This window comes from Ruegeria sp. N11, from assembly GCF_056531525.1.
This window is the reverse complement of sequence record NZ_JBQFLX010000003.1, coordinates 31,558-57,097: the sequence shown is the minus strand read 5'-3', so window position 1 is coordinate 57,097 and position 25,540 is coordinate 31,558. Positions and strand designations below refer to the sequence as shown.

Below are 25,540 nucleotides of genomic sequence, written 5' to 3'. Positions count from 1 at the left end.
GTCACGCCGTGGCGTCGTAGCTGTAGATCCACTCATACCGCCGCCCCAGTCGCGGCCCCATCGCGGTCAGTGCCATCTGTGCTGCTACGCGCATCGGCCCGCGCAGATGAAAGTTGCGCGCATTGGCAGTTGCCGTTTCGACTACCTGTCTGGCGCGCGCAGCGCGCGCGGTTTCATAATTGCCAAGCGCATCCGCCAGACCGTCGGCCTGAAACGAACGCGCCAGTATCAGTGCATCTTCCAGTGCGAGACAGGCGCCCTGCGCCATGAACGGAAGCGTCGGATGGGCGGCATCCCCCAGCAAGGCAATGCGTCCATTCTGCCATTTCCGTGCAACCGGCCGAAGGTGAAGCGCCCAGACAAAAGTCTCTTGCACTTCGCCCAGAATCTCACGCACTTTTCCGCCAAAATCCGAGAACCGTTGGCGCAATTCCTCCGGATCACCCGCAAGGCGCCAGTCTTCCTGTTGCCAGTCTGATCGTTCCTCGATCGCGACAATGTTCATAAGGCTCTGATCCCGCAGGGGATAAGTCACGACATGCTGCCCCGGCCCCATCGTCAAATGCGCCTTGGGTGCGCTCAGCTCGACACTCCAGGGGATTGTCGCGCGCCAGGCAACCTGATGGGAAAAACCTGGTATCTCTTCTCCGTTCAGATAGGGACGAATGGCGCTGCGGCCGCCATCTGCCGCGATCAGACAATCGACCGTCAGCAGATCACCGTTCGCCATCCGGATCTCGACATTGTCGTCGTCTTCCCGGATGTCCTGAACTTGGCTGTTCAAACGGATTTCCACGCCGGCCGCCTGGGCGGAGTTCAGCAGCAATTCAATCAGGTCCGCCCGGTGATAGTAATAAGTGGGACCTGCCGAAGGTTCCCGTATTCGGCTGATGAAGCGGCCGGTTTTGTAATCACGTAAAACCGTTCCATAGGACCGCTGGCCAGCTTCGATGGCACCACTCACCGCACCCAATGCTTTCAGCACCACCATGCCGTTGGCACTGATCTGCAACCCGGCCCCGACCTCGCTGATGTCACTGGCCTGTTCAAGGACCACCACATCAGCCCCGGTCTGACGCAATGCGGAGGCGGCGGCAAGGCCGCCGATTCCGGCGCCCACAACCGCGATTTTCAAACCCTGAGTATTCATGAATCAGACTTACCGCACAAAAAACGCCGGAGCCAATGGCCCCGGCGTTTTTGAATTGCAATATTCCGGCGGTTAATCGTCGCGGTGGACTTTTTCACGGCGCTCGTGACGCTCTTGCGCCTCAAGCGTCATGGTCGCAATCGGACGCGCATCCAGTCGCTTGAGCGAGATCGGATCGCCCGTCATCTCGCAATACCCGTATTCGCCCTCGTCAATCCGGCGCAGCGCCGAGTCGATCTTGGCCACCAGCTTGCGCTGACGATCACGGGTACGCAGTTCCAGCGCGCGGTCGGTTTCCTCGCTTGCGCGGTCTGCGACATCCGGGATGTTACGCGTGTTGCCCTGCAACCCTTCGATGGTATCGCGGCTGCCTGCCAATAGTTCATTCTTCCAATCGGTCAGCTTGCGTCGAAAATATTCAAGCTGGCGGTCGTTCATGAACGGTTCATCTTCGGCCGGTCGATAATCTTCCGGCAGAAAAACTTCCTGTTTCATTTGTGCTCCCTCGGTACGGCCAGAAACGTCGGTCGCGGTCGTTTCACCTGACATTTGGCACCCCCTCTGCGCAGCATTTATCCGACGGCACAGGGAATGTCACTACACAAAACCCGGACTGCTGCGCCGTCATCATGTCAGTATCTAATAATGATACTTTGCAAGGGAGAACCTTGTTTTTCTGTGGAGTTTTCCGGGCCTTTTCCGGGCAGTTTGTTAACAGCGCAACTTTAGGATGAGGGCGAATCAATTCCCTGGCCTTCCCGGGCTGCAATTTTGCCTGCACGGACGCAGCGGCGCGGGTTGTCAAACCCGCCCGCCCTCTGTACCCCAAGGGGCGCAAATTCCGCCCATGACGGGCACGATACGACACGGGGGCCCAATGACCACACGTTTCCAAGGTACAGCCGAATATGTTGCCACAGACGACCTCAATATCGCCGTCAATGCCGCTGTGACCCTTGAACGCCCGTTGCTGGTCAAAGGTGAGCCCGGTACTGGCAAGACCGAACTGGCAAAGCAGGTGGCCGGTGCGCTGGGTCTGAGAATGATCGAATGGAACATAAAGTCGACCACGCGCGCGCAACAGGGTCTGTATGAATACGATGCCGTCAGCCGCCTGCGCGACAGCCAGCTGGGCGAAGAGCGTGTGCACGACGTGTCAAACTACATCCGCAAGGGCAAGCTGTGGCAGGCATTCGAGACGGACGAAAAGGTCGTTCTGCTGATCGATGAGATCGACAAGGCCGATATCGAGTTTCCAAACGACCTGCTGCAGGAGCTCGACAAGATGGAGTTCCATGTCTACGAGACCGGAGAGACCATCCGCGCCAAAAACCGGCCGATCGTAATCATTACCTCGAACAACGAAAAAGAACTGCCCGACGCATTCCTGCGCCGCTGCTTCTTCCACTACATCCGCTTTCCGGATGAGGCCACGATGCGCCGGATCGTCGACGTGCACCACCCAGGCATCAAGGACGCGCTGCTGACCACGGCCCTGACCCAGTTCTACGAAATCCGCGAAACTCAGGGGTTGAAGAAAAAACCTTCGACCTCGGAAGTGCTGGACTGGCTCAAGCTGCTTCTGGCCGAGGATCTGACAGCCGAAGACCTGAAGCGTGATGGTGTCAACGCTCTGCCCAAGCTGCATGGCGCACTGCTTAAGAACGAGCAGGACGTGCATTTGTTCGAACGCCTTGCTTTCATGGCGCGCAGCAAGCGGTAATTCCGCCGATCTGGCTGAACATCGGGTGATCGCGGGTTGCCTTGGGTCCGACCGGGTGTCAGCATAACTCCGGCCAGCCCCGGCGCATCGCGCCCCGAAACCGACATGAATTGACAGGATCTGCAACAGATGCCCGACGCCCCAACAGTTCGCCCCTTGCGTAACGAGGACCGGGATCAGTGGTCCGACATGTGGCGCGACTACCTGGCGTTCTACGAAACATCGGTTCCGGACGACGTCTATGACACGACCTTTTCCCGTCTTCTGGGAGATGACCCAAGTGATTTTTCCTGTTTCGTTGCCGAACTGGACGGGCAACTGATCGGGCTGACTCATTTCCTGTTTCACCGCCACGCCTGGAAGGTTGAACAGGTTTGCTATCTGCAGGATCTGTTCGCACGCCCCGAAGCGCGCGGCACGGGTGTCGGGCGGGCACTAATCCAGGCGGTCTATGACGAGGCGGATCGCCAAGGTGCGCCGTCAGTCTACTGGTTGACCCAGGATTTCAATCATACTGCCCGAAAACTCTACGACCGCATTGGAAAGCAGACACCGTTTATCAGGTATCAGCGCCCATGATGCGATGGGGTGCTCTTTGTCTGGCGGCCGCATTGGCGGGCTGTGCGTCTGTCAAAACGACGGAACCCCCGACCCGGGTGCAAGCGGTGGAAACCGTGCTGCCCCCGGCAAAGATGTTCACAAGATCTTATCCGATGCCGCCCGCGCGCTCGAACGGAAACATCGCTGCTGATTTTATGTCGCTGCATTTCGCACTGGAATCCGGCGCGGTTCTGCCCGTGTTCACGCGCTTTGAAGGTCCGGTCACTGTCCGGTTGACCGGCACTCCGACCGCCAGCATGCAACGCGATCTGAACAGGTTGCTGACCCGCCTGCAACGTGAAGCCGGGATCGACATCCGTCAGATCAGGGACGGTCAGGCCAACATTACCATCGAGGCGGTCGGTCAGAAACAAATCCACAGCATCTTGCCCAATGCCGCCTGTTTTGTGGTGCCAAACGCATCCAGTTTTGAAGAATACCGCCGCGACCGGCGTAAACGCAAAAGCAACTGGACCGAATTGCGCAAGCGCGATCGTCTGGGGATTTTCATCCCATTCGACGTTAGCCCACAGGAAATGCGCGACTGCCTTCACGAGGAACTGGCGCAAGCGCTGGGGCCGCTGAATGACCTGTATCACCTGCCGGATTCGGTTTTCAACGACGACAATATCCACACCGTCCTGACCGGCTTTGACATGCTGATCCTGCGCACCGCCTACGCGCCCGAACTGCGCAACGGCATGACCCCTGAACAGGTCGCGGCCGCCCTGCCCGGAGTTCTGAGCCGCCTGAACCCACGCGGTGACAGATTGCCGAAGCAACCCGTTTCGGAAACGCCGCGCGAGTGGATTGTTGCGATACAGAAGGCGCTTGGGCTGGGTCAGGGCTCGTCCAGACAGGTCCGGGCAGCCGAGAACGCAGCGCGGATCGGAAAAGCGCGCGGCTGGACAGATCATCGCCGCGCTTACCCACACTATCTGTTGGGCCGCATGGCCCAGTTCGATGACCCGCTGGAAGCGAAACGTCAGTACGACATTGCCATGCAATATCTGATGCAGACCCCCGGCACCGAAGTTCATAGGGCGCATGTCACGACACAGACTGCAGCCTATTCGCTGGCGCAAGGCAGAGGGCCGGAGGTTCTGCCTCAACTGGACAACGCGATTGATGTCATGACAAGGGCCGAAAACGCCTCGATCCTGGCCACGCTGCTGCTGTTGAAATCCGAATCTCTCAATCAGGCCGGTCGCCCGGAACAGGCACGCGCCGTCAGGCTGGACAGTCTTGGGTGGGCAAGATACGGCTTCGGCTCGGATCTGGTAATGCGTTCCGTGACTCAGGAAGTCGCCGCGACGAACGCCAACACTGAAAACAACGGATGACGGGCGAATGGTAGTGGTTTTGGGCATGGCGGTTCTGGGCGCAATTCTGGGGGCGCTGACCGCGCGAAAACGCAATGGGTCCGGGGCGGACATTGCACAATACGCCGCCGGATACGGCATCGCGTTCGCATTGGTGGGTTTGGTGATGTCCCTGATCCTGGTTCGTCTGGTGGCCTGATCCGATGTTTCTGCCCTTCTTCGAAAACCTTCGCAAAGCAGGCATTCCGGTGTCTCTGCGCGAGTATCTGACGTTTCTGGAAGGGATGAAAAAAGGGCTTGCCACCTATGATGTTGAGGCCTTCTATTACCTCGCCCGTGTGTCGATGGTGAAGGACGAACGCAACATCGACAAATTCGACCGGGCCTTTGCCGCCAGCTTCGAAGGACTGAACGAAATCAGTTTCGATCAGGTGCTGGAGGCGGTCGATATCCCCGCCGACTGGCTTGCCAGGATGGCTGAAAAGCACCTTAGCGACGAGGAAAAGGCCGAAATCGAGGCTCTGGGCGGGTTTGAAAAGCTGATGGAGACGCTGCGCGAGCGTCTGAAAGAGCAGCAAGGCCGCCACCAGGGCGGCAACAAGTGGATCGGCACCGCCGGAACCTCGCCGTTCGGCGCCTATGGCTACAATCCCGAAGGCGTCCGGATCGGTCAAAAGGAAAGCCGCCATCAGCGCGCGGTCAAGGTCTGGGATAAGCGTGAATTCAAGAACTTAGACGACACAGTTGAACTGGGCACCCGCAACATCAAAGTGGCACTGAAACGCCTGCGTCGCTGGGCCCGTGAAGGGGCTGCCGAAGAACTGGATCTGGACGGAACCATCCGCGCCACGGCCGAACACGGCTATCTGGATGTCAAAACCCGGCCTGAACGTCACAACGCCGTAAAAGTGCTGCTGTTTCTGGACGTGGGCGGTTCGATGGACCCGCATATCAAGGTGGTCGAGGAGCTGTTCTCGGCCGCCCGGACCGAGTTCAAGCATCTTGAATACTACTATTTCCACAACTGCCTCTATGAAGGCGTCTGGCGCGACAATCGCCGTCGTTGGGATCAACAGACACCGACCCACGAAGTGCTGCGCACCTATGGTCCGGACTACAAGTGTATCTTTGTCGGCGACGCTTCGATGAGCCCTTACGAGATCGCCTATCCCGGTGGCGCGAACGAGCATTGGAACAAAGAGGCCGGTCAGGTCTGGATGCAACGCGCGCGCGAGCAGTGGACATCGAACCTGTGGATCAATCCGGTCCCCGAGAAATACTGGGAATACACTCACTCGATCGGAATGATCCGCGAGATTTTCGAGGATCGCATGGTGCCGATGACACTGGCTGGACTGGAGCAAGGGATGCGCGAACTGACGCGGTAACGTCAGGGGAGCCGGGCGCAAGGCGCACCATGTTATGATGTACCATTCTCACCATGTCGGAGAGGTACACGAAAATGATCATTCGCATCTTTCAGGTTGTAACACGCCCTGGCAAAGAGGAAGAGTTTGGCAGGTTATTCCATGAAACCGCTATTCCGCTTATGAAAAGCACTAAGGGAATCGTAAATGTGCTTCCCGGTGCGCCGCGGAAAGAGACCCCCAGAGAATTCAGTTTTGTCATGGTTTGGGAGAGTTTGGACGCCCTGAAAGCCTTTGTCGGGGAAGATTACACCAGCCCGCATATCGACCCCGCCGAGGCTGAACTGGTCGAAAGCAGATTGATAAAGCACTACAATCTGGTCGAAACCTGAGTTCAAATGCCCAGATCAAAACAAGCGTTCAATCCGAGAATTCAGGTTGCCCTGACCGGCCTGCACGCCCATATCTGAACTATGCTTCGTCTGACCCCGATCCTGCTGGCCATAGCCTATGCCGTCGTGATGTATCGCATATCGGTCTGGCGCACGCATCGGGAACTGGATGCCAAATCGACCGAACTGGCAGACCCGGCCCTGAAGCGGATGACCGACCGGCTGGCTGCCGCTTTGAATGTGGATCGGGTGCCGGTCTATATTTACGAGATTGACCCGGTTAACGGGCTGGCCTCGCCGGATGGCCGCATCTTCATCACACGCGGCTTTTACCGGAAATTCGCAAACGGAGAGGTTTCCGCCGAAGAAATGGCCAGCGTCATCGCTCATGAGCTGGGCCATGTTGCGCTTGGACATGCACGGCGGCGGATGATCGACTTTTCCGGGCAGAACGCTTTGCGCGCAGCGCTGATGATGCTGCTGAACCGGTTCATTCCCTTCATCGGTGCCTGGATTGCAAATATGCTGACGCATCTGCTGGCATCGCGACTGTCGCGTGGCGATGAGTATGAAGCGGATGAGTACGCCGCTGCGCTTCTGACCAAGGCGGGAATTGGAATTGGCCCGCAAAAATCACTGTTTCACAAGCTGGAAGGCCTGACCCAGCAGCGTGCGGGCGTTGTTCCGGCCTGGTTGATGAGTCACCCGAAGACGGATGAACGGATTGCGGCGCTGGAAGTCCTTGAACAGCGTTGGGGATCAAACGGATAGGGCCGGAACTTGGGGGCGCCGCCCCTTTCGCTCTCCGAGGGACTTTCAAACAGAAGTCGTATGCAGCGCTTTGCCCAGACGCGGCAGGCGGGCCTTTTTCATGAGCGCGCGCATGGTCCATTGATCGCCGGACAGACGGTTGGCTTCGGCCAGAACGCGCGCGGCGTTTTGGGCCATTCCGTTGGGGTCGGTAGTCCAGAAACCATGCAGAAATGTATCGGGGTCGATCCGTTCAAGGCCCTCTTCGGCCAGAAGGTTTCTGGGAAAATCCTTGGCGTTTACCGTGACAATCACATCAGCGGAACTGGCGACTGCAGTTGCCAGCACGTGGATGTCCGCAGCATCAGGCAGCCACAGTCGGTTTTCGATACCCGGAGCCGCTGACTTTGCTGCGCCCGGCCATTGCGTCTGTGTCAAAGCGATTTCGGCGCGGGCCTGCATTTCACCGTTAGGACCCAGCTTGCGCGCGGCACGGGCCCATTCCTCGAGGATACGGTCCGACCAGACAGGTGTGAAATGGCCCAGATGGGCCGCGCCCAGCAGCATCTCTCGCATCACGGTGGGGTAGATGACGCAGGTGTCCAGAACCGCCTTCACAGTCGGAAGAACACCGCTTTGAGGTAGCCGCTTTCGGCCAGTTGCGGCAGTTGCGGGTGGTCGGAACCGGCGAAACCTGTGTGGATCAGTTGCGCCTGCCGCCCGGCCCGCCCGATCCCGCGGGCGGATGCGTCCCTGAAGCGGCCCAGATCCGCCGCGTGGGAACAGGAGCACAAGCCCAGATACCCGCCGGGTTTGACCAGCGGGGCGGCCAGACGCGCAATACGTTCATAAGCCCGCAAACCTGCATCAAGCGCTTGTTTCGAAGGTGCAAATGCCGGGGGGTCGCAGACCACCACGTCAAAGCGGCCCCCTTCTTCGCCCAGCTGGGTCAAAACATCGAACGCATCACCCTGCCGGGTGCTGAAGCGGTCCAAAAAGCCGGAGGCCGCGGCCCCCTTGGTCGCCAGATCCAGCGCTGCTGCAGATCCATCCACGGATAGCGCACCAGCAGCGCCGCCCGCCAACATCGCCAGACCGAAGCCGCCCACATGGCTGAACACGTCCAGTACCTGAGCACCGGGATGCACCAGTCTGGCGGCAAAGGCGTGATTTGGGCGTTGATCGTAGAACAGACCGGTTTTCTGGCCACCCGTCAGATCGGCCATGTAGGTCGCGCCATTCATCGGAACGTGCAACGGAGCATCCGGGGCTGTACCGCGCAGGGTCATGTTCACATCATCCAGCCCTTCCAGCCCGCGCGTACGACCAGAGGCATTCTTGAGCACCGTGGAAACCCCGGTCACCTTGACCAGCGCATCCGTCAGCCTGTCCAGATGGGCTTCGGCCCAAGCTGCGTTAGGCTGGATCACGCAGGCGTCACCAAAACGATCGATGATGACGCCCGGGAATCCGTCGGCCTCGGCATGCACGAGGCGATAATAGGGTGCGTCGAACAAACGCTCGCGCATCTCCAGCGCCCGTGTCAGGCGGGTTTCAAACCACGCTGCATCAATCTGCGCGTTCAGATCGCGATCGAGAACGCGGCACATGATTTTTGAATCCGGGTTGACCGCCACTAGCGCGATCGGCGCCCGTTTGTCGTCTTCCAGAACGGCAAGCGCGCCTGCTGCGATCTTGCGCGTGCGGCGGTCGGTGACGATGTCGTTGGCATAAACCCAAGGAAAACCATGGCGCAGACCGCGCGCGTTGGCTTTGGGTTTCAGACGGATGGAAGGGCGATCTGTTTCAGCAGGCTGGGTCATGGCGCCCTCTTAGTGGCGAACGCAGGTCTGCGAAACCCCTTGTTTACCTGTCGCGCCCGCGCCAGCCGCCGCGCCGCTTCGGAGCCTGAGCGGTTTGCAGCCCCTCACTCAGCACCTGCGTCATAGGATGTTCAGCATTTTCAGTTGCGTAAGCCGCGTGCAACTCGGTCAGGGCCTGCGTCTGATCACGATCCGCAGGCAGGCTGAGCGCCCAGTCCAGAAAGATACTGCGGCATTCGGGCAAAGTGATGCCGTCTATACGATAGGCCTCGAGTATCAGACCCTTGTGATCGTTTGGATCAGTGTTTCGGCCCATCGTCTTCCCCTTGCATCACCACCCCGATCAGCCGGGCGGCCGTATCGTAGCTTTCCTGCAGCGCGTTCTGCAACTGGCTGACCTGATCAAATCCAGTGGCCCGGCAAAGGAAGGCGGTGCCGCCTTCGCCGATCTGATCAGCCTCGATCACTTTACCCGACAGCAGTCGCGCAGCGCATTGTACCGACCAGCATAGGTCGTAACAGTCTTTCAGAGATTGTGCCTGCGCGACATCCAGCAACCCGGCAGCGACCGCGCCGTCAAGCCCGGAATGCACGTCGCGTTGGGGAATGCCTGCCAGCAACGCTCCGGTTTCGGCCATAAGTTCGATATCCATCATCCGCCCCGGGCCGTTCTTGGCATCCCAGATACCAGCCGGCGATTTTGCGGCGGCAAGCCGTTCCCGCATTTCGGCGACCTCCCGCAAGATCTTGTCCCGGTCGCGCGGCTGCGCCATGAAATCTGCGCGGAAGGTTTCGATCGCAGCGCCAAGGTCCGGGTCACCGCCCACGACGCGGGCACGGGTCAGCGCCAGATGTTCCCACACCCAGGCCTCATTTTTCTGGTAATTGGTAAAACTGGCCCAGCTTGTAGCCACCGGACCCTGATTGCCGGAGGGGCGCAGGCGCATATCGACCTCATAAAGCCGTCCTTGCGACATCGGCGCAGACAAGGCGGTGATCAGGGCCTGTGTAAATCGGGCAAAATACGGACGCGTGCCCAACGGACGCGGCCCGTCCGACATATCCTGATCCAGCGGATCATAGATTACAATCATGTCCAGATCGGATTGCGAGTTGATCTGCCCCGCCCCTAGCGAGCCCATGCCCAGAACCACGGCCCCGCGCCCCGGCGCCGGACCATGTTTGCGGGCAAACTGTTCGGCCACGCAGGGCAGGATTGCGGCGATCACGGCATGAGCCAGTTCGGCGTATTGCCGCCCGGCCTCTACACCGTCAATCAATCCGCGCAAGTGGTGTACACCGATGCGGAAATGCCATTCCTTGCACCAGCGCCGTGCCAGATCCAGCCGGGATTCATAATCGTCCTCACCAGACAACGCCTGCGTCAACTCAGCCTCAAGCGCGGCCTGCCCGGGCCAATCGGCAAAGAAACTGCCGCCTATGACGGCATCAAAAACCGAAGCGTTGCGCGACAGATGCGTAGCCAGCGCGTGTGAAGTGCCAACAATATCGATCAGCAGGTCGATCAGTTGCGGGTTGGCTTCGAACAGGGAAAACAGCTGCACACCGGCGGGCAATCCGGCCAGAAACCCATCAAGCGCCTGCAAGGCCTCGTCGGGCTGGGCTGTCTTGGCCAGACGCGAGAGCAATTCGGGCTTCAGGCGTTCGAATATCCGTGCGCCGCGCTGCGAGCGCAAAGCGGGGTAAGTCGGCCAGCGGGCCAAAACGTTCTTGTCAAATTCTACGCTTTCTACCGAGGTCGGCCGTGGGCCATGCCCCGGGGCGAAAAACCCTTCGGTCAGTTCATGTACTTCGGTCAGCCTGCGGGTCAGGTCCGATTGCAACGCGGCGCTGCTGATCCCCATCAGGCAGGCGACGCGTTCAATTCCGTCTTCGGATTTCGGAACCTTGTGGGTCTGGGCGTCGTGAACCATCTGGATGCGGTGCTCAACCTCGCGATGGGCGCGGTAGTGATCGCTGAGCTTTTCTGAAACGTCCTGCGGCACCCACCCCTTGTTCGCCAGCGCCGCCAACCCCGGAACCGTTGCGCGCAGCCGCAGATCCGGGTCGCGGCCACCCGCAATCAACTGGCGTGTCTGGGTGAAGAACTCGATTTCCCGAATGCCACCCTGCCCCAGTTTCATGTCATGGCCCGGGATGGTCAGCGTGCCGCCGGTCCCCTTGTTTTCCCGAATGCGCAAGCGCATGTCGTGGGCGTCCTGAATCGCTGCAAAGTCCAGATGGCGGCGCCAGACAAAGGGGCGCAGCGCGTCAAGAAACCTGTCTCCGGCCGCAATATCGCCCGCGCAGGGGCGCGCCTTGATATAGGCGGCACGTTCCCAAGTGCGACCCAGGCTTTCATAGTACCGTTCCGCCGCTTCCATCGCCATGCAGACCGGTGTTACGGCCGGGTCGGGGCGCAGGCGCAGATCGGTGCGGAATACATAGCCATCAGCGGTTTTCTCGCTCAGCGTGGCGCAGAAATTGCGGGTCGCGCGCACCATGCTTTGCCGCGCGTCATAGAAATCATCCGGTTCGAAACGTGTCTCGTCAAACAAGATGATCAGATCGATGTCCGAACTGTAGTTCAGTTCGTGCGCACCCATCTTGCCCATAGCCAGGATGACCATTCCGGCAGCGTTTACAACATCTTCCTCGGTCATTCCCGGCAGTTTGCCGCGTCTGATCAGAGCCGTGATTTCCGCCTTGGCAGCGACATCCGCTGCCAGCGCACCAAAATCGGTCAGCGCTGCAGTCACTTTTTCCAGAGGCCAGACCCCGGACAGATCAGCAAGCGCGGTCAGCAAGGCCACGCGCCGCTTGGCCTGCCGCAATCCCGGTTTCAACTGATCCGGCGGCAATGCACGGGCGGCATCCATCACATCTGCCAGCGCCTGATCAGGGTGGTGCAATGCGCCCGACAGCCATTCGGCCTCTCGTTCAACAAGGCTTTTCAGATAAGGACTGGAACCGGCTGTTCCGGCGATCAGATCACCTTGTTCGCTGGTCAGATCAGGCACCAACGCCCGCGTCTCGGCCCCCAAAACGGGATCATAGGCGAGCGGTGCGCGAATAATGGCAAGTGCATCTGTCATGCGCGCAGGTTGCGCATCACCGTTGAGCAACGTCAATGAGACAATCCGGTCACTCTCCGGTCAAAGGCGTGTCCTGACTGAAACTGTTAACCCAAACGCCGTGCCGCCTTTCCCAAAGAGATGAAATCAACATCGCCTCTTTCATCTTCGAATTCGGGCGCGTGTAGTCAGCGCGATAACTCAGCAATACGATGTCCTCCGTCAAAACCCGGAGCCTCGCATCGCCGAGTTCAAAACTGGCCATCGTCGGCGCATCCGCGAACTGCCCGACATGAGCGTCACGGTTCGCAAAGCCCGTTAGGTATACGCCTAAGAAATCCGGGCTCAGCAAGGCCCGGTCAGCCGTCGCGTCCCCCTCGACCAGCGCCGTCCAGACCTGGCGTTCAAGCGAAAGGATTTCTTCCAATGTCGGGGCGGATTTGTATTCGCGGTCATCCATAGCCGGAACCTGCGCGAGTGATGCCCCTGCGTCAACCGCAGTTGAGGAAATTGCCAAAATGTAAATCTTTTTCACATTACCCCTTGCAACCCGGTTTTTCCGCTCCCATCTTGGTGATGTGAAGACGATTTACATCAACCCCGGAGACCTGAAATGACCGCATTGTCCGACCACGCCACTCCCCAAAACCCGGGATGGCTGCACCGTTCCGAGGCCTGGCTTGACGACAAAGGCAAAGGCGCCTGGATCGCCGTCATGGTGCTTGGTTTCATCATTTTCTGGCCGATTGGCCTGGCCCTTCTGGCCTACATGATCTGGAGCAAACGTATGTTCAGCAAATCCTGCAGCCGCCGCAAAACCTGGCACAGCCACATGAGCGCCATGAAACCTTCGGGCAACAGCGCATTTGACGCCTACAAGGCCGACACGCTGGCCCGACTGGAGCGTGAACAGGCAGATTTCGAAGCATTTCTGCATCGCCTGCGCGAAGCCAAGGACAAGGCCGAATTCGACCAGTTCATGGATGAACGCGCCCGCGAAAACCATGAAGAGCCGGAAAACGGCGAGCGCACCTGATCCAGCCTTGCCCTGTCCCGTCATTCGGGACAGGGTACACCTACATAAGCTCCCGGAATTCCTTTAATGACCCACCTGCCCGATCCCGACCGCCAGCCTGAATTCTATCAGTCCGTGGCGACCAAACGTTTTGTCGCATGGCTTTTCGACATCGCCTTCATCTCGCTTCTTTGCATCGTCCCGGTCTTCCTGACATTTGGAATGGGCGTTTTCTTCCTGCCCCTTATCTACGCGGTCATCAGCTTTGTGTACCGGGTTGTCACCATCTCGAACGGATCCGCGACGCTGGGAATGCGCTTCATGAACATTGAATTGCGCGATGCCTTCGGTGCCCGGATGGATACCGGCAAAGCACTGGCCCATACCGCCGGCTATTTTGTCAGCATGGCATTCTTCGTGATCCAGATCATCTCTGTCATCATGATGCTGACCAGTTCCCGCTGCCAGGGGCTGACCGACGCGTTCCTTGGAACCGTCATGATCAACCAGCGGGCATAAAAGAACCGACGCCTTGAATCACTTGGCGGCTCGCGGAAGCGTTGCTATCATCGCGTTGCGGGAAACACGGGACTTTCATGCGACACACGCTGCCAATAGCGCCACAATTCTATGTGACGGCACCACAGCCCTGTCCTTATCTTGAGGGCAGGATGGAGCGTAAATTGTTCACTGCCCTTCAGGGTGATGGCGCGGATCAGTTGAATAACTCGTTGTCCCAACAGGGTTTTCGCCGCTCTCAGAATGTACTCTACCGCCCATCCTGCACGGACTGCGCCGCCTGCCTGTCCGCCCGGATCGACGTGTCGGCCTTTCAACCCAACAAAAGCCAGAGACGCGCCGCAAAACGCAATGAGGGTCTGGAGCGCCGCGCCAATTCCCCCTGGGCGACGGACGAACAGTACGAGCTGTTTCGCCGCTATCTCGATACCCGCCACGCCGATGGCGGCATGGCGGACATGGATGTTTTCGAGTTCGCCGCGATGATCGAGGAAACGCCGATCCGCAGTCGCGTGGTTGAATATGCTGACCCCAAAACCGGCGATCTGATCGCTGTCAGCCTGACAGATGTGCTCAATGACGGGCTCAGCATGGTCTATTCCTTTTACGACCCCGCCCAACCGTCCAATTCGCTTGGCACCTACATGATCCTCGATCATATCGATATCGCGCGCGAGGCCGGCCTGCCTTACGTGTACCTGGGCTACTGGGTTCCGGGCAGTCCCAAAATGGGATACAAGGCCCGGTTCTCGGGTCTGGAAGCGTATATTCAAAACGAATGGAAACCTATCCGGGATCCTGATGGCCTGCCCGATGCGCAGCATCATCCATTGTCTACAGCTCCGATCGCGGAACAAGTCGCCAATATTCAGCTGCCTGACCGCCACCCGACTAAAGGCTGAACAGCATCCATGCGCCAAAACCTGCACGCCGTCACCCTGGTGGTTCCGGATTATGACGAGGCGATTGCATTCTATACCGAAACACTGAATTTTGCGCTGTTGCAGGATATTGCGCTTGGCGAAGGCAAGCGATGGGTTCGTGTTGCGCCACCGGGTTCCGGAGGCGCATCGCTTTTGCTCGCACAGGCTGACGGTCCCGACCAAAAGGCCGCCATCGGCAATCAAACAGGCGGCCGTGTCGGCTTTTTTCTGGAAACTGACAACTTCCAACGCGACCACACCGCAATGCGTGAAAACGGTGTCCATTTCGAAGAGGACCCCCGCCAAGAACCCTATGGCACCGTCGCCGTCTGGTGCGATCCGTTCGGCAATCGCTGGGACCTGATCCAGTTCACCTGATCCGTATCTTCATCTGGCTGAAAATATCCCGGGGATGAACTGGCCAAAGGCCAGGAAGGGGCTGGCCCCTTCCTACCAAGTTCAAAGCAAAGGGGGCCCGAAGGCCCCATTTTCATTTTGTCAGTCTTTGATCAATTCGGGATCAGATCCGGCACAATGGTTACAATCGATGGGAAGAACCACAGGATTCCGATGCCCACGACCTGAATCAGGACAAACGGAACGATCCCACGATAGATATGACCTGTTGTCACCTCTTTGGGCGCGACGCCCCTCAGGTAGAACAGCGCAAACCCAAATGGCGGTGTCAGGAACGAGGTCTGCAGGTTCACCGCCACCATGATCGTCACCCATTTCGGATCGAACGACCCGCCATAGATCACAGGTCCCACGATCGGGATCACGATGTAGATGATTTCCAGGAAATCCAGCACGAACCCAAGGATGAACAGCACCAGCATCACGATCAGGAAGACCGTGAACTCGTTGTCGAAACTCTTGAGGAATTGCTGGATATAGTGCTCGCCCCCGAACGAGATCACCACCAGGTTCAGCAATTGCGAGCCGATCAGGATCGTGAACACCATCGAGGTCACTTTTGCGGTTTCCCGCACCACAGGAGTCAGAACGCCGCTGGAGAACAACACCCAGCATCCGAACAGCAAGCCGAACAAGGCGAAAAGATAGGTACCGTAGGCCAGGAAGAAGGCTACCCAGGTCTCAGCGGTGACACCGCCCTGATTGATCCTAAGGTCGAAATTCACCCCAAGCAGCAAGCAGATGATCACGGCAAAGGTCGACCAGATGATAATATTGCCCGACCGTTCCTGATCCTTCAGCTTGCGGTATGCAGCCAGCATGATCGCACCACCAGCCCCCAGCGCGGCTGCCGGTGTCGGGTTGGTCACACCACCAAGGATCGAGCCGAGAACAGCGATGATCAGAACCAGCGGCGGGAACACCACGCGGATCAGATCATTGGTCGCGCAGCGCGCGGCGGCCTCCTTGCAGCCATAGATGGCCAGCGCAAATGGCAACGCCAACAGCACGAACGTGGCCCCTGATGTGGTCGTTGGCGCAACCAGCAGCACATCGACCAGCAGCATCAGCAACAAGCCAATCCCACCCACGATCAAGGGCTGCACGGGACGGGACGGCGCGATGCCGCGGCCCAGCACCAGCGTCAGGCCCAACAGTACCACGACAATTGCAACGCCGGTTCCGATCGGCGCTGCGGCAGCGATCTTGGCTTCCTGCGCGGCGGCCAGCTCTTCTTCGCTCAGCCGCTGCGCCTCGGACACGCCACCGGCAGCGTCTATCGCCTCTTGCTCGGCGACGGCCTGATCCCATGCTTGCTGGCCATGCAACTCGATCATCGACGCCTGACATTCGGCCGACACGCTGGTCCGCAGCGAAGCGCCCTGCCCGATATCCGAAAACCCGGAGACAGTGATATTCTGGCTTCCGATCGCGCCAACACTGCTCAGCAGGAAGGCACCGGCGATCAATGCCACCGGAACACCCAACAGCCATGTCAGACCCTCGGCGCGTGTGATTGGTTCACCGCCACCACCGGACATCTCGACCGCGGGCGCCTTTTCCGGGTTGAGCAAAGCGTAGCCAAAGGCATAAAGCGCGTAGAGCAACGCGAGCATGATACCCGGCAGCAATGCCGCCTGAAACAGCGTACCCACCGAAACCACAGCAGGCTCGCCCAGATAGGTCAGCGCGTCGGTACACCCGGCCTCGACCGCGCGGGTTTCCTGTGCGGTGGAATACAGATCACCCGCCAGCGTTCCCAGCAGAACGATCACGATGGAGGGCGGAATGATCTGCCCCAGCGTGCCCGAGGCAGCGATCACACCGGTCGCCAGTTCCGGCGAGTAGTTGTTGCGCAGCATTGTGGGCAACGCCAGCAGGCCCATGGTCACTACGGTCGCGCCCACGATACCGGTCGAGGCAGCCAGAAACGCGCCCACAACCACGATCGAAACGGCCAGACCACCGGGCAGCGGGCCAAAGACCCGGGCCATAGTGGTCAGCAGGTCGTTTGCGATTTTCGAGCGTTCCAGGGTGATGCCCATCAGTACGAACATCAAAACGGCCAGAAGGGTTTCAATCGACTGCCCCGCCAGAACACGCTCATTCATCCGGTTCACGATGAAGGATACGTTCCGGTCCAGCGCTGTTTCCCACCCTGCGGTAAAGACCGGTTCTGCCATCGTGGGCAAGTCCGGATATCGAAACACCGAGATCACATCAGGTTTGACACCCGAGTTCACGACGTCCCGATAGGCTTGTGACCCGGTGTCGATTGCCTGATGGATCAGCAACCCGGCGCTGTCCAAAGCCGCGATGATCCCGAACGAGATCACCCCGGCCCCACCAATGGCGAAGGCCACCGGAAAGCCGCTCAGAATGCCTCCGAAAAGGCAGAAGAATACGATAATGAGGCCTATCTCGACGCCATCAAGTCCGAATAGCATTGTCTTGGTCTCCGTCCTTAATGTGCGCCTTCGTAGGCTTCTTCACCCTCACCAAGGCTGTCCTTGTCGAGGTATTTTCCTTCGCTTTCCGGCCCTTCCACAAATTCCAGGTAAGACCGGTACAGGAATGCAATCGCGTGCAGAAACACCATTGCAGCAAAGGCAATCAGCAGAATTTTGAACAGAAAGTAGCCATTGAAACCATTGGGGCTGAAACCGATGGTTTCGACATTCCAGCGCATCGCGCGGGATTTCATGACCAGCCTGTCCAGCGTGTCGCTGGCCGATGGTTTCGGCACGATCAGGTGCCGCCACATGAAGTACCAGCCGTACATCCAGGTCAGTACCGCCATCGGCATCATGAACAGGACCGACCCCAGCATATCGACCACACGCTTGGCCCTGTAGCTGATCCCGGCATAGATCAGGTCGACGCGCACGTGACCGCCCTGCACAAATGTGTAGGTGCAGCACAGGCATACGACCATGGCGTTGTAAAGTTTAAGCTCTTCAGCATACCAACTGATGTCCATCTGGATCGGAATACCGAAACCAAATGCCATGTCGGGACGCGCGAACACGCGCTGCATGAAAACGATGACGATCTGCTGGATGACCATCAGCAGACCGGCCCAGGCAAAGAACCGGCCAGTGGTGTTGGCGAACCCTTCGAGACCGCGCACCATCCCCCACATAAAGTTCCTGAAATACAGCCCTACGGCCGTCAGAACCAGAAAGATGGTAAAAACCACAAAGAAGAACTCGACCGACCCGCCGTAGTAGACAAAGCGCATGATCGCCTCTTTGTCCGACCAGTTCAGCCAGAGTTGCGGATGCGTGATGGCGTATCCGAAATTATAGAAGGCTTCGGCAATGTTCTGAATGAACCACACCAGTCCATTCCACAGGGCGCCGAAGAACGAGATACCGTTTTCGTCCTGCATGTTGTCCCCAGGTCGCGTCAGTTGCACTTGTTATTATAGCCGGTTTGAAATCACCGTGCATGTGCAACAGGAAAGGTTCCCCCGCATGTGCGGGGGAACCATGTGAGTGTGAGCCGGATGTTAGCCGCGGACGCGGTCGCGCTGCGAGGTGTAGACGCCCGACGACAGGTTGAGCCATGCCGAAGACGCGGTCGACGAAGCAACGGCGCTGTCGTGGATCTTCTTGAACAGCTCATCGCTCATGTTCTCGTCCAGCACTTCCTGGCTGGCTTGGCCAAATGCATCCCAGACGCTGTCAGGGAATTCCATGACCTTGACGCCACCCGACTGCAGACGCTGCAGTGCGGCACCGTTGTTGGCCAGGAACTGCGACAGGTTCCACTGGTGACATTCGCCTGCAGCGATCTCGATGATCTTCTGCTGGGCGGGTGTCAGGCTTTCGAACACGTCGCGGTTGGTTGCCAGAGACAGGCCCGCATTCGGTTCATGGAAGCCGGCGGTGTAGTAAACCTTGGTGATTTCCTGGAAACCGGCCTTTTCGTCGGCCCACGGACCGATCCACTCGGTTCCGTCAATCGCGCCCGAGGACAGCGCCTGATACACTTCCGAACCCGGAATGTTCTGAACCGAAGCGCCCAGTTTACCCAGTGCTTTACCGCCCAGACCCGGCATGCGGAACTTCAGACCGTTGAAATCTTCGGGGCTGTTGATCTCTTTCGAGAACCAGCCGCCCGCCTGTGCACCGGTGTTACCGGCCAGGAACGACTTCAGACCAAAGATCTGACCCAGTTCGTCATGCAGCTCCATGCCGCCATCCTGGTAGTACCAGTTCACCATTTCCTGCGCGGTCATGCCGAACGGAACAGCGGTGAAGAAGGCATAGCCCGGGTGCTGACCAACGAAATAGTAGTCAGCGGCGTGGTACATGTCGGCCTGACCGGACGATACCGCGTCAAACACCTCGAACGCGCCAACCAGTTCGCCGGCAGCTTTGATGTCAACGGTCAGGTTGCCGTCCGACATTGCCGTGATGCTGTCGGCACAACGCTGTGCGCTGTCGAAAACACCAGCCAGACCACGACCCCACGAAGTCACCATGGTCAGCGTGCGCTTGCCCTGCGCGTAAGCCGGTGCCGCCAGCGTGGTGGCTGCAGCTGCCGAGCCGCCCAGAGCAGATGTTTTCAGAAATGAACGACGATCCATATGAGTGTTCCTCCCCTACATATTCAAAAACCCGGCGACAGCCGGGTCAGTCGTTTTCGGTGCGCGTCAGCCTAAATGTCGTCGCGGGAATGTGAATACCAAGTACTACGTAGACGATCAGGTTTTTTTCATCTCGCCAGATGCAAATACCGTGTTTTCAGGCCCGTTCCGCTGAATTTCCGCCAAATCTGTTTTTCCGTCCCCGCAATCCTTTTGCTTTTCCGGCCGGGCTTGCGTATCGATTCGAACATGGCAGGGCTTCGACATCTGGTCTCACTCACCTATGCGCAAAAGCTGTCGCTTGTTGCGGCAATTCCTCTGGTTTTGGCAGTGGCCGCGATTGCTTTGGTCGTTGCTTATGAATCGCGCGCAACTGCCGAAAGCGAGATACAGGCGCTTGAGCGGCGCCTGATCGAGGCCAAAAAGGAAGAACTGCGCAACTACGTCACGCAGGCCCGCAACGGATTTGCCTACATTTATGGTCGCGCCGAGCCTGATGATGACACAGCCAAAAGTCTTGTGACGCAAATCCTGGCGGCGATGATCTATGGCAAGGACGGGTTCTTCTTTGTTTATGACTATGACGGCAACAACTTGGTCAGTCCGCGCCAGACCGAGTTCATCAACCGCAACTGGGTCGGCCTGACCGACAGTGACGGCACCCCTGTCGTGGATGAGTTCATCCGCATGGCCCGCCAGGGCGCAGGCTGGCACAGTTTCATGTGGCAAAAACCCTCGACCGGGGAAGAGGCGCAGATGATTGCCTATGTGGTCGGATTGCAGGACTGGCGCTGGGTTGTCGGCACCGGCGTTTTTATCGATGACATCGTCGCCACGGTCGCAAACGCAAGGGCCGAGGTCGAAGCGAGGGTGCGACGAACATTCATGTATATCGGCGGTATTGTTCTGGCGGCGGTACTGATCGTGTTCGCATCGGGCATGTTGCTAAATTTCCGCGAGCGGCGGCTGGCGGACGCCAAGCTGAAAGAGCTGACCCAACGCGTGTTTGACGCGCAAGAGGAAGAACGGGGCCGCGTGGCGCGCGAGTTGCATGACGGGATCAGCCAGATTCTGGTCGGGGTGCGATACGCGCTGGACAATGCGCGCCGACGTCTGCTTCGCGGTGATGATGACGGTGCCCGGGACCCGCTCGACAAGGGGATCGACAACCTGGGCTCTGCCATCACCGAAGTCCGCCGCATCAGCCGGGACCTGCGTCCCGGAGTACTGGACGATCTGGGCCTTGGCCCTGCCCTCAAGGCGCTGACCGACGATTTTGCCGAGCGCACCGGGATTGAAACCGAATTCACCACAGTCGTTTTCCGCAATCGGCTGGACCAGGACAGCAAGATCGCGCTCTACCGGATCGCACAGGAGGCACTGACCAACGTCGAACGTCACTCTGGGGCGACCCGTGTTACAATCGACCTGCGCGGGCACAAGAAGGGTGCGACCATGCGCATCACCGACAATGGCTGCGGCCTGCGCACCGGGCCGGACCAGTCCAGCGCCGGGATTGGATTGCGTAATATGCAGGAGCGTATCGAACAGCTTGACGGATCGCTGCGCATTCTGTCATCACGCGGCGCGCAAAGCGGAACAGTAATCGACGTCGACCTGCCCCTCAGCCACCTCTTGTCCCCTCAGGACGACGCGACACCGAACCGAAAGGCCGGGACATGACCGAGCAAACAATCCGAGTCCTTATCGTTGATGACCATCCCATGGTCGCCGAAGGCATCCAGTCCATCCTCGAAAGCTATGACGGGATCGAAGTCGTCGGAACCCTCGGCAGCGGGCAGGACGCAGTGGATCAGGCGGCGCGGTTGAACCCGGACGTTGTTCTGATGGATCTCAACATGCCGGGCATGGGCGGGCTCAGCGCCACAGAAATCATTCTGGAACGCCTGCCCGACATTCGTATCCTGATCCTGTCCATGCATGACAGCCCCGAGTACATTTCGACCGCCCTGAGTCATGGCGCGAAAGGATACATCCTAAAAGACGTCCCGACCGATGAGATAAAACATGCCATCGACGCGGTGATGAAGGGCGAACAATATCTGTGCACCGGGGCCAGCGGGTCGCTGAAACCAAAAGGCGACAACGCACGCGAAGCGCTGACCGGGCGGGAACAGACGATCCTGCTGGAACTTGCGCAAGGTAAATCGAACAAGGACGTCGCGCATGCGCTGGATATTTCCGTGCGCACCGTCGAAACGCACCGCAAGAACATCAAGCGCAAACTCGGCATCTCATCGACTGCCGGTCTGACCCGTTATGCGCTGGAACATGGCATGTTGCAGGGGACAAGCCCCGGCTTTTGATACGCGCGCAGCGCTGCCCGCCCCAACCAGAGGAGATGCGCCAAAGGCGTATTGACGATGGGCGGGAGGGTTTATCCCTGCGGTCTCTCTCTGATGTCCTCACCAAAGAAAACCAGTGTCCCGTCTTCATCTATCACGTGGAATTCGCGCTGCTCATAGGGCTGGTCAAACGGTGGGCGCACGCGGCCCGCTGGCAGGTCGGCCAATCCCGCACGCAGGCTTTCGAACAGATCGTCGATGCCCTCGACATCGATGTAAAAGGACTGATCATCGCCCAAAGGGCGGCCATCATCGCGTTGCGGGCATTGCAAAAGGCGGATCGCGACGGCTCCGTGCCTCAGGAATGCATAATTGTCCTGCCTGAAATTGCAGGTAAACCCAAGTCGTTCGGTGTAGAAGCGGATCTGGGCATCTAAGGAAGAACACAAAACGAATGGTGTCAGTTGCAAAATTCGCGGCATGAGGCTCCTTTCGGCCGATAGATCACGGGTTCCCAAATCCCGATATGGGGTCAATCCAGCAACTGATCTCGCCGATTCCCTTCGCGTTCATAATGATGCGGCAATACGCGACCGTAAAGTTGCCGAGTCCGCTCGACACCGCCGCACATCCCTGCCGTCTCGACAAACGAGAATATCCCGACGTAGCGATTGCGCGGTCCCTTGACCGGAGCAACCCGATGCAGCGCATACCGCCCCTTGAATATCTGCAGATCCCCAGGCTGAAGTTCCAGTTCACGTACCTGCGCCCGGTTGCCATCCAGTATCGAGGCCACCTGGCTGAAATTCTCGTCTTCTGCCGTGCGCAAATTGGGCACATATTCAAATGTTCCGCCGGTTTCGCCGTTTTGGATGGCAAGCGTAACGGTGAAATTGTTGGTATCAAAGTGCCACGGAAAGCCCTGCCCCTCCTCGACCACGTTGATTATCACGTCCGCCAGGGGATCGTCGTAACGGAAGAACCGGTCCTCGGACTCGTCAAGCGCATCCCGCACGAACGGCATGAAGCCTTCATATTCGTAAATCCGGCGCAGGGGGCCGGAATCCGGGAAATTGTCCGCCGGAACTAACGCGTTTGATCGGTCATAGAAGCGTCGTATCGGATGGCCGATCCCGAACCGGGGATCGTCCTTGGTGAAATAGGCGTTTGTCCGGTTGAACGAGCGATGTGCCTGGGGGGCGACCGCATCGGCTTCGCGCACCAGCAGGTCCAGCCCCGCCTGATGCACAAACCCGGGCAAAACCGCGCATCCGTCCCTGTCCAGATCCCGCCGCAGATCGGCGATCATCTGATCATAGGCGCGCGAGTCCGGCCTGTCGATCGGATACCGTCCCAGATCCACCAAATCCTGTAGCATGGTTCGCCTCCTGAAACTGTTGACCTGGGTTCAGCGTGACCCAGACAATTGCACCTCTCATGTCAATTTCAGACATGAGGCTGACGCAATTAGACCACTGCTGACATGGCAAGGATTGACCCCAACCGGCCCAATTTCACGGAAATTCCGGGCATGCGGCAATCTGCGCAACAAAATGTCGCAAAAACCGCGCCCTGAGATAGAAAATTGGCACAATTGCCTGTTGACGCCCCTTCCCCCCGCTCATAATGTCCCCCCACGCAAAGAAGGAGCCTCTGGCGATGAAAACGCTAGTCGTAATCGTAGGAACCACGCGCATGGGCCGGTAACGGTAAACCATAATCGAACCCATGCGCCTCCGAAAATCTCGGGGGCTTTTTTTTGTCAAACGCAAGACACATGTCGCGAACGGAGCAAAGCAGATGACACGTGAGATGACCGGCGCAAAGATGGTAGTTCAGGCCCTCAAAGATCAGGGCGTGGACACGGTATTCGGATACCCCGGCGGCGCCGTGCTACCGATCTATGATGAGATCTTTCTGCAAAACGACATTCGCCACATCCTGGTACGTCACGAACAGGGCGCGGTTCATGCCGCCGAAGGCTATGCCCGCTCGACCGGGAAGCCCGGCGTAGCGCTGGTGACGTCCGGCCCCGGTGCCACAAACGCGGTAACGGGTCTGACGGATGCGTTGCTGGACTCGATCCCGATCGTCGTTCTGACCGGTCAGGTTCCCACATTCATGATCGGCTCGGACGCCTTTCAGGAGGCCGACACCGTTGGCATCACCCGCCCCTGCACCAAGCACAACTGGCTGGTCAAAGATACGGATTCTCTGGCCGCGACCATGCACGAGGCCTTTCACGTCGCCAAATCGGGCCGCCCCGGTCCGGTGCTGATCGACATCCCGAAGGACGTGCAGTTCGCCTCGGGCGAATACAGCCCGCCCAAGCCATCGACTTCGCATTACCAGCCGGTGCTGAAAGGTGATCTGGAAGAGATCACCGAACTTGTCGCGGCGATGGAATCCGCGAAAAAGCCCGTGTTCTATACCGGCGGCGGCGTGATTAACTCGGGCCCTGCCGCCAGTCAGTTACTGCGCGAACTGGTAGACGCGACGGGCTTTCCGATCACCTCGACCCTGATGGGGCTGGGTGCTTATCCGGCGTCGGGTAAGAACTGGCTGGGTATGCTCGGCATGCATGGTCTTTATGAAGCCAATCTGGCGATGCACGATTGCGATCTGATGATCAATATCGGCGCGCGGTTCGACGACCGTATCACCGGCCGGATCGATGCATTCTCGCCGAAGTCGAAAAAAGCCCATATCGACATTGATCCTTCGTCGATCAACAAGGTGATCCGTGTGGACATACCGATTGTTGGCGACGTCGCCCATGTTCTCGAGGATATTCTGAAAGTCTGGAAAGCCCGCGGGCGCAAAACCAACGCCGCCGCGGTCAAGAAATGGCAGGCTCAGGTCGATGAGTGGCGCAAGGTCAACTGCCTTGCCTATACCAACAGCGAAAAGACCATCAAGCCGCAATACGCGCTGCAACGGCTGGAAGAACTGACAAAGGACCACGACCGTTACATCACAACCGAAGTGGGCCAGCATCAGATGTGGGCTGCGCAGTATCTTGGGTTCGAGGATCCGAACCGCTGGATGACGTCTGGCGGTCTGGGTACGATGGGCTACGGTTTCCCGGCCTCGATCGGCGTACAGATGGCACATCCTGACGCGCTGGTCATCAACGTTGCCGGAGAGGCCTCGTGGTTGATGAACATGCAGGAAATGGGCACCGCAGCGCAGTATCGTCTGCCGGTGAAACAGTTCATCCTGAACAACGAACGTCTTGGCATGGTGCGTCAGTGGCAGGAATTGCTGCATGGCGAACGCTATTCCCATTCGTGGTCCGAAGCGCTGCCCGATTTCGTCAAACTCGCCGAAGCTTTCGGAGCCAAGGGCATCCTGTGCACTGACCCGGCCGATCTGGATGATGCGATCATGGAGATGATCAACTATGACGGCCCGGTGATCTTTGACTGTCTGGTTGAAAAGCACGAGAACTGCTTCCCCATGATCCCGTCGGGCAAGGCGCACAATGAGATGCTGCTGGGCGAGGCCGAAACGCAGGGCGTCATCGACTCCAAAGGGTCGGTTCTGGTCTGACAAAAATCGACAA

At 58.6% G+C, this 25,540-nt stretch carries 26 protein-coding genes; 14 read left to right on the top strand and 12 right to left on the bottom strand.

The window, feature by feature from the left end; genetic code table 11:
- Nucleotide 1: 1 nt before the first annotated feature.
- A complete protein-coding gene (locus ACR0J8_RS03905; RefSeq protein WP_480522459.1) occupies nt 2-1,150 on the bottom strand; it encodes an FAD-dependent monooxygenase in 1,149 nt (382 codons plus the stop codon).
- A 72-nt stretch (nt 1,151-1,222) separates the two neighbouring features.
- Nucleotides 1,223-1,645: an RNA polymerase-binding protein DksA gene (gene dksA / locus ACR0J8_RS03900; RefSeq protein WP_170610471.1), complete on the bottom strand. Its 423-nt coding sequence runs from the start codon at nt 1,643-1,645 to the stop codon at nt 1,223-1,225.
- 382 nt (nt 1,646-2,027) lie between these two features.
- On the opposite strand from dksA, the gene ACR0J8_RS03895 reads away from it, so the two are divergent.
- The 7 genes from ACR0J8_RS03895 to ACR0J8_RS03865 all read left to right on the top strand — a co-directional run bounded on the left by ACR0J8_RS03895 (nt 2,028) and on the right by ACR0J8_RS03865 (nt 7,325).
- Nucleotides 2,028-2,873: an AAA family ATPase gene (locus ACR0J8_RS03895; protein ID WP_170610468.1), complete on the top strand. Its 846-nt coding sequence runs from the start codon at nt 2,028-2,030 to the stop codon at nt 2,871-2,873.
- A 129-nt stretch (nt 2,874-3,002) separates the two neighbouring features.
- A complete protein-coding gene (locus ACR0J8_RS03890; protein WP_480522460.1) occupies nt 3,003-3,452 on the top strand; it encodes an N-acetyltransferase family protein in 450 nt (149 codons plus the stop codon).
- A complete protein-coding gene (locus tag ACR0J8_RS03885; RefSeq protein WP_480888904.1) occupies nt 3,449-4,816 on the top strand; it encodes a DUF2927 domain-containing protein in 1,368 nt (455 codons plus the stop codon). The genes ACR0J8_RS03890 and ACR0J8_RS03885 overlap by 4 nt, the downstream gene beginning before the upstream one ends.
- A gap of 7 nt (nt 4,817-4,823) precedes the next feature.
- Nucleotides 4,824-4,994: a hypothetical protein gene (locus tag ACR0J8_RS03880; protein ID WP_480522462.1), complete on the top strand. Its 171-nt coding sequence runs from the start codon at nt 4,824-4,826 to the stop codon at nt 4,992-4,994.
- Nucleotides 4,995-4,998: 4 nt separating this feature from the next.
- Nucleotides 4,999-6,183, top strand: coding sequence for a vWA domain-containing protein (locus ACR0J8_RS03875; RefSeq protein ID WP_480522463.1), 1,185 nt, complete (start codon nt 4,999-5,001; stop codon nt 6,181-6,183).
- A gap of 74 nt (nt 6,184-6,257) precedes the next feature.
- Complete coding sequence (locus tag ACR0J8_RS03870) at nt 6,258-6,554, top strand: antibiotic biosynthesis monooxygenase family protein (protein WP_480888903.1); 297 nt, start codon at nt 6,258-6,260, stop codon at nt 6,552-6,554.
- Between the two features lie 81 nt (nt 6,555-6,635).
- Nucleotides 6,636-7,325 carry a M48 family metallopeptidase gene (locus ACR0J8_RS03865; protein WP_170805531.1) on the top strand — a complete coding sequence of 230 codons (690 nt, stop codon included), beginning with the start codon at nt 6,636-6,638 and terminating at the stop codon, nt 7,323-7,325.
- Between the two features lie 45 nt (nt 7,326-7,370).
- Here the strand turns inward: ACR0J8_RS03865 and ACR0J8_RS03860 are convergent, their stop codons facing one another.
- The 5 genes from ACR0J8_RS03860 to ACR0J8_RS03840 are packed head-to-tail and all read right to left on the bottom strand — an operon-like array spanning nt 7,371 to nt 12,736.
- Nucleotides 7,371-7,922 carry an RSP_2648 family PIN domain-containing protein gene (locus tag ACR0J8_RS03860; protein ID WP_480888902.1) on the bottom strand — a complete coding sequence of 184 codons (552 nt, stop codon included), beginning with the start codon at nt 7,920-7,922 and terminating at the stop codon, nt 7,371-7,373.
- Complete coding sequence (locus tag ACR0J8_RS03855) at nt 7,919-9,127, bottom strand: RSP_2647 family RNA methyltransferase (RefSeq protein WP_480522466.1); 1,209 nt, start codon at nt 9,125-9,127, stop codon at nt 7,919-7,921. The genes ACR0J8_RS03860 and ACR0J8_RS03855 overlap by 4 nt, the downstream gene beginning before the upstream one ends.
- Before the next feature lie 43 nt (nt 9,128-9,170).
- The gene (locus tag ACR0J8_RS03850; RefSeq protein ID WP_480522467.1) at nt 9,171-9,443 is read right to left on the bottom strand and encodes a hypothetical protein; all 273 of its coding nucleotides are present in this window, start codon (nt 9,441-9,443) and stop codon (nt 9,171-9,173) included.
- Entirely contained in the window at nt 9,427-12,222 is a 2,796-nt protein-coding gene (locus ACR0J8_RS03845) for a bifunctional [glutamine synthetase] adenylyltransferase/[glutamine synthetase]-adenylyl-L-tyrosine phosphorylase (protein ID WP_480888901.1), read from the bottom strand. The genes ACR0J8_RS03850 and ACR0J8_RS03845 overlap by 17 nt, the downstream gene beginning before the upstream one ends.
- 49 nt (nt 12,223-12,271) lie before the next feature.
- Nucleotides 12,272-12,736, bottom strand: coding sequence for a DUF4440 domain-containing protein (locus tag ACR0J8_RS03840; RefSeq protein WP_480888900.1), 465 nt, complete (start codon nt 12,734-12,736; stop codon nt 12,272-12,274).
- 78 nt (nt 12,737-12,814) lie between these two features.
- On the opposite strand from ACR0J8_RS03840, the gene ACR0J8_RS03835 reads away from it, so the two are divergent.
- The 4 genes from ACR0J8_RS03835 (at nt 12,815) to ACR0J8_RS03820 (ending at nt 15,036) form a co-directional block, all read left to right on the top strand.
- Entirely contained in the window at nt 12,815-13,237 is a 423-nt protein-coding gene (locus ACR0J8_RS03835; RefSeq protein WP_480522470.1) for a DUF2852 domain-containing protein, read from the top strand.
- Nucleotides 13,238-13,303: 66 nt separating this feature from the next.
- Complete coding sequence (locus ACR0J8_RS03830) at nt 13,304-13,735, top strand: RDD family protein (RefSeq protein ID WP_480522471.1); 432 nt, start codon at nt 13,304-13,306, stop codon at nt 13,733-13,735.
- Nucleotides 13,736-13,812: 77 nt separating this feature from the next.
- Nucleotides 13,813-14,637, top strand: a complete 825-nt coding sequence (locus tag ACR0J8_RS03825; RefSeq protein WP_480522472.1) for an arginyltransferase — start codon at nt 13,813-13,815, stop codon at nt 14,635-14,637.
- Between the two features lie 9 nt (nt 14,638-14,646).
- Nucleotides 14,647-15,036 (top strand): VOC family protein, encoded by a 390-nt coding sequence (locus ACR0J8_RS03820; RefSeq protein WP_480522473.1) that lies wholly within the window; start codon nt 14,647-14,649, stop codon nt 15,034-15,036.
- Between the two features lie 131 nt (nt 15,037-15,167).
- On the opposite strand, the gene ACR0J8_RS03815 is transcribed toward ACR0J8_RS03820, so the two are convergent.
- From ACR0J8_RS03815 to ACR0J8_RS03805, 3 genes are all read right to left on the bottom strand, one after another.
- A complete protein-coding gene (locus ACR0J8_RS03815; RefSeq protein ID WP_480522474.1) occupies nt 15,168-17,522 on the bottom strand; it encodes a TRAP transporter large permease subunit in 2,355 nt (784 codons plus the stop codon).
- Nucleotides 17,523-17,539: 17 nt separating this feature from the next.
- Nucleotides 17,540-18,466, bottom strand: coding sequence for a TRAP transporter small permease subunit (locus ACR0J8_RS03810; RefSeq protein WP_170610432.1), 927 nt, complete (start codon nt 18,464-18,466; stop codon nt 17,540-17,542).
- A 120-nt stretch (nt 18,467-18,586) separates the two neighbouring features.
- Nucleotides 18,587-19,669 carry a TRAP transporter substrate-binding protein gene (locus tag ACR0J8_RS03805; RefSeq protein WP_170610429.1) on the bottom strand — a complete coding sequence of 361 codons (1,083 nt, stop codon included), beginning with the start codon at nt 19,667-19,669 and terminating at the stop codon, nt 18,587-18,589.
- A gap of 249 nt (nt 19,670-19,918) precedes the next feature.
- Between ACR0J8_RS03805 and ACR0J8_RS03800 the strand changes: the two genes are divergently transcribed.
- The gene (locus tag ACR0J8_RS03800) at nt 19,919-21,352 is read left to right on the top strand and encodes a cache domain-containing protein (protein ID WP_480522475.1); all 1,434 of its coding nucleotides are present in this window, start codon (nt 19,919-19,921) and stop codon (nt 21,350-21,352) included.
- Entirely contained in the window at nt 21,349-21,996 is a 648-nt protein-coding gene (locus ACR0J8_RS03795; RefSeq protein ID WP_170610423.1) for a response regulator transcription factor, read from the top strand. Before ACR0J8_RS03800 ends, ACR0J8_RS03795 begins: the two co-directional genes overlap by 4 nt.
- Before the next feature lie 71 nt (nt 21,997-22,067).
- Here the strand turns inward: ACR0J8_RS03795 and ACR0J8_RS03790 are convergent, their stop codons facing one another.
- On the bottom strand, nt 22,068-22,457 hold the full coding sequence (locus ACR0J8_RS03790; protein ID WP_170815606.1) for a bleomycin resistance protein: 390 nt from the start codon (nt 22,455-22,457) through the stop codon (nt 22,068-22,070).
- 50 nt (nt 22,458-22,507) lie between these two features.
- The gene (locus ACR0J8_RS03785; protein WP_480888899.1) at nt 22,508-23,353 is read right to left on the bottom strand and encodes a HalD/BesD family halogenase; all 846 of its coding nucleotides are present in this window, start codon (nt 23,351-23,353) and stop codon (nt 22,508-22,510) included.
- Between the two features lie 422 nt (nt 23,354-23,775).
- On the opposite strand from ACR0J8_RS03785, the gene ACR0J8_RS03780 reads away from it, so the two are divergent.
- Nucleotides 23,776-25,527 (top strand): acetolactate synthase 3 large subunit, encoded by a 1,752-nt coding sequence (locus ACR0J8_RS03780; RefSeq protein WP_480522478.1) that lies wholly within the window; start codon nt 23,776-23,778, stop codon nt 25,525-25,527.
- The last annotated feature ends 13 nt before the right edge of the window (nt 25,528-25,540 follow it).

Excerpts from the sequence above, each read along its gene's own strand:
- ACR0J8_RS03905 (WP_480522459.1), bottom strand. The coding sequence starts at position 1,150 with ATGAATACTCAGGGTTTGAAAATCGCGGTTGTGGGCGCCGGAATCGGC.
- dksA (WP_170610471.1), bottom strand. The coding sequence starts at position 1,645 with ATGAAACAGGAAGTTTTTCTGCCGGAAGATTATCGACCGGCCGAAGAT.
- ACR0J8_RS03895 (WP_170610468.1), top strand. The coding sequence starts at position 2,028 with ATGACCACACGTTTCCAAGGTACAGCCGAATATGTTGCCACAGACGAC.
- ACR0J8_RS03890 (WP_480522460.1), top strand. The coding sequence starts at position 3,003 with ATGCCCGACGCCCCAACAGTTCGCCCCTTGCGTAACGAGGACCGGGAT.
- ACR0J8_RS03885 (WP_480888904.1), top strand. The coding sequence starts at position 3,449 with ATGATGCGATGGGGTGCTCTTTGTCTGGCGGCCGCATTGGCGGGCTGT.
- ACR0J8_RS03880 (WP_480522462.1), top strand. The coding sequence starts at position 4,824 with ATGGTAGTGGTTTTGGGCATGGCGGTTCTGGGCGCAATTCTGGGGGCG.
- ACR0J8_RS03875 (WP_480522463.1), top strand. The coding sequence starts at position 4,999 with ATGTTTCTGCCCTTCTTCGAAAACCTTCGCAAAGCAGGCATTCCGGTG.
- ACR0J8_RS03870 (WP_480888903.1), top strand. The coding sequence starts at position 6,258 with ATGATCATTCGCATCTTTCAGGTTGTAACACGCCCTGGCAAAGAGGAA.
- ACR0J8_RS03865 (WP_170805531.1), top strand. The coding sequence starts at position 6,636 with ATGCTTCGTCTGACCCCGATCCTGCTGGCCATAGCCTATGCCGTCGTG.
- ACR0J8_RS03855 (WP_480522466.1), bottom strand. The coding sequence starts at position 9,127 with ATGACCCAGCCTGCTGAAACAGATCGCCCTTCCATCCGTCTGAAACCC.
- ACR0J8_RS03850 (WP_480522467.1), bottom strand. The coding sequence starts at position 9,443 with ATGGGCCGAAACACTGATCCAAACGATCACAAGGGTCTGATACTCGAG.
- ACR0J8_RS03845 (WP_480888901.1), bottom strand. The coding sequence starts at position 12,222 with ATGACAGATGCACTTGCCATTATTCGCGCACCGCTCGCCTATGATCCC.
- ACR0J8_RS03835 (WP_480522470.1), top strand. The coding sequence starts at position 12,815 with ATGACCGCATTGTCCGACCACGCCACTCCCCAAAACCCGGGATGGCTG.
- ACR0J8_RS03830 (WP_480522471.1), top strand. The coding sequence starts at position 13,304 with ATGACCCACCTGCCCGATCCCGACCGCCAGCCTGAATTCTATCAGTCC.
- ACR0J8_RS03825 (WP_480522472.1), top strand. The coding sequence starts at position 13,813 with ATGCGACACACGCTGCCAATAGCGCCACAATTCTATGTGACGGCACCA.
- ACR0J8_RS03820 (WP_480522473.1), top strand. The coding sequence starts at position 14,647 with ATGCGCCAAAACCTGCACGCCGTCACCCTGGTGGTTCCGGATTATGAC.
- ACR0J8_RS03815 (WP_480522474.1), bottom strand. The coding sequence starts at position 17,522 with ATGCTATTCGGACTTGATGGCGTCGAGATAGGCCTCATTATCGTATTC.
- ACR0J8_RS03810 (WP_170610432.1), bottom strand. The coding sequence starts at position 18,466 with ATGCAGGACGAAAACGGTATCTCGTTCTTCGGCGCCCTGTGGAATGGA.
- ACR0J8_RS03805 (WP_170610429.1), bottom strand. The coding sequence starts at position 19,669 with ATGGATCGTCGTTCATTTCTGAAAACATCTGCTCTGGGCGGCTCGGCA.
- ACR0J8_RS03800 (WP_480522475.1), top strand. The coding sequence starts at position 19,919 with ATGGCAGGGCTTCGACATCTGGTCTCACTCACCTATGCGCAAAAGCTG.
- ACR0J8_RS03795 (WP_170610423.1), top strand. The coding sequence starts at position 21,349 with ATGACCGAGCAAACAATCCGAGTCCTTATCGTTGATGACCATCCCATG.
- ACR0J8_RS03790 (WP_170815606.1), bottom strand. The coding sequence starts at position 22,457 with ATGCCGCGAATTTTGCAACTGACACCATTCGTTTTGTGTTCTTCCTTA.
- ACR0J8_RS03785 (WP_480888899.1), bottom strand. The coding sequence starts at position 23,353 with ATGCTACAGGATTTGGTGGATCTGGGACGGTATCCGATCGACAGGCCG.
- ACR0J8_RS03780 (WP_480522478.1), top strand. The coding sequence starts at position 23,776 with ATGACACGTGAGATGACCGGCGCAAAGATGGTAGTTCAGGCCCTCAAA.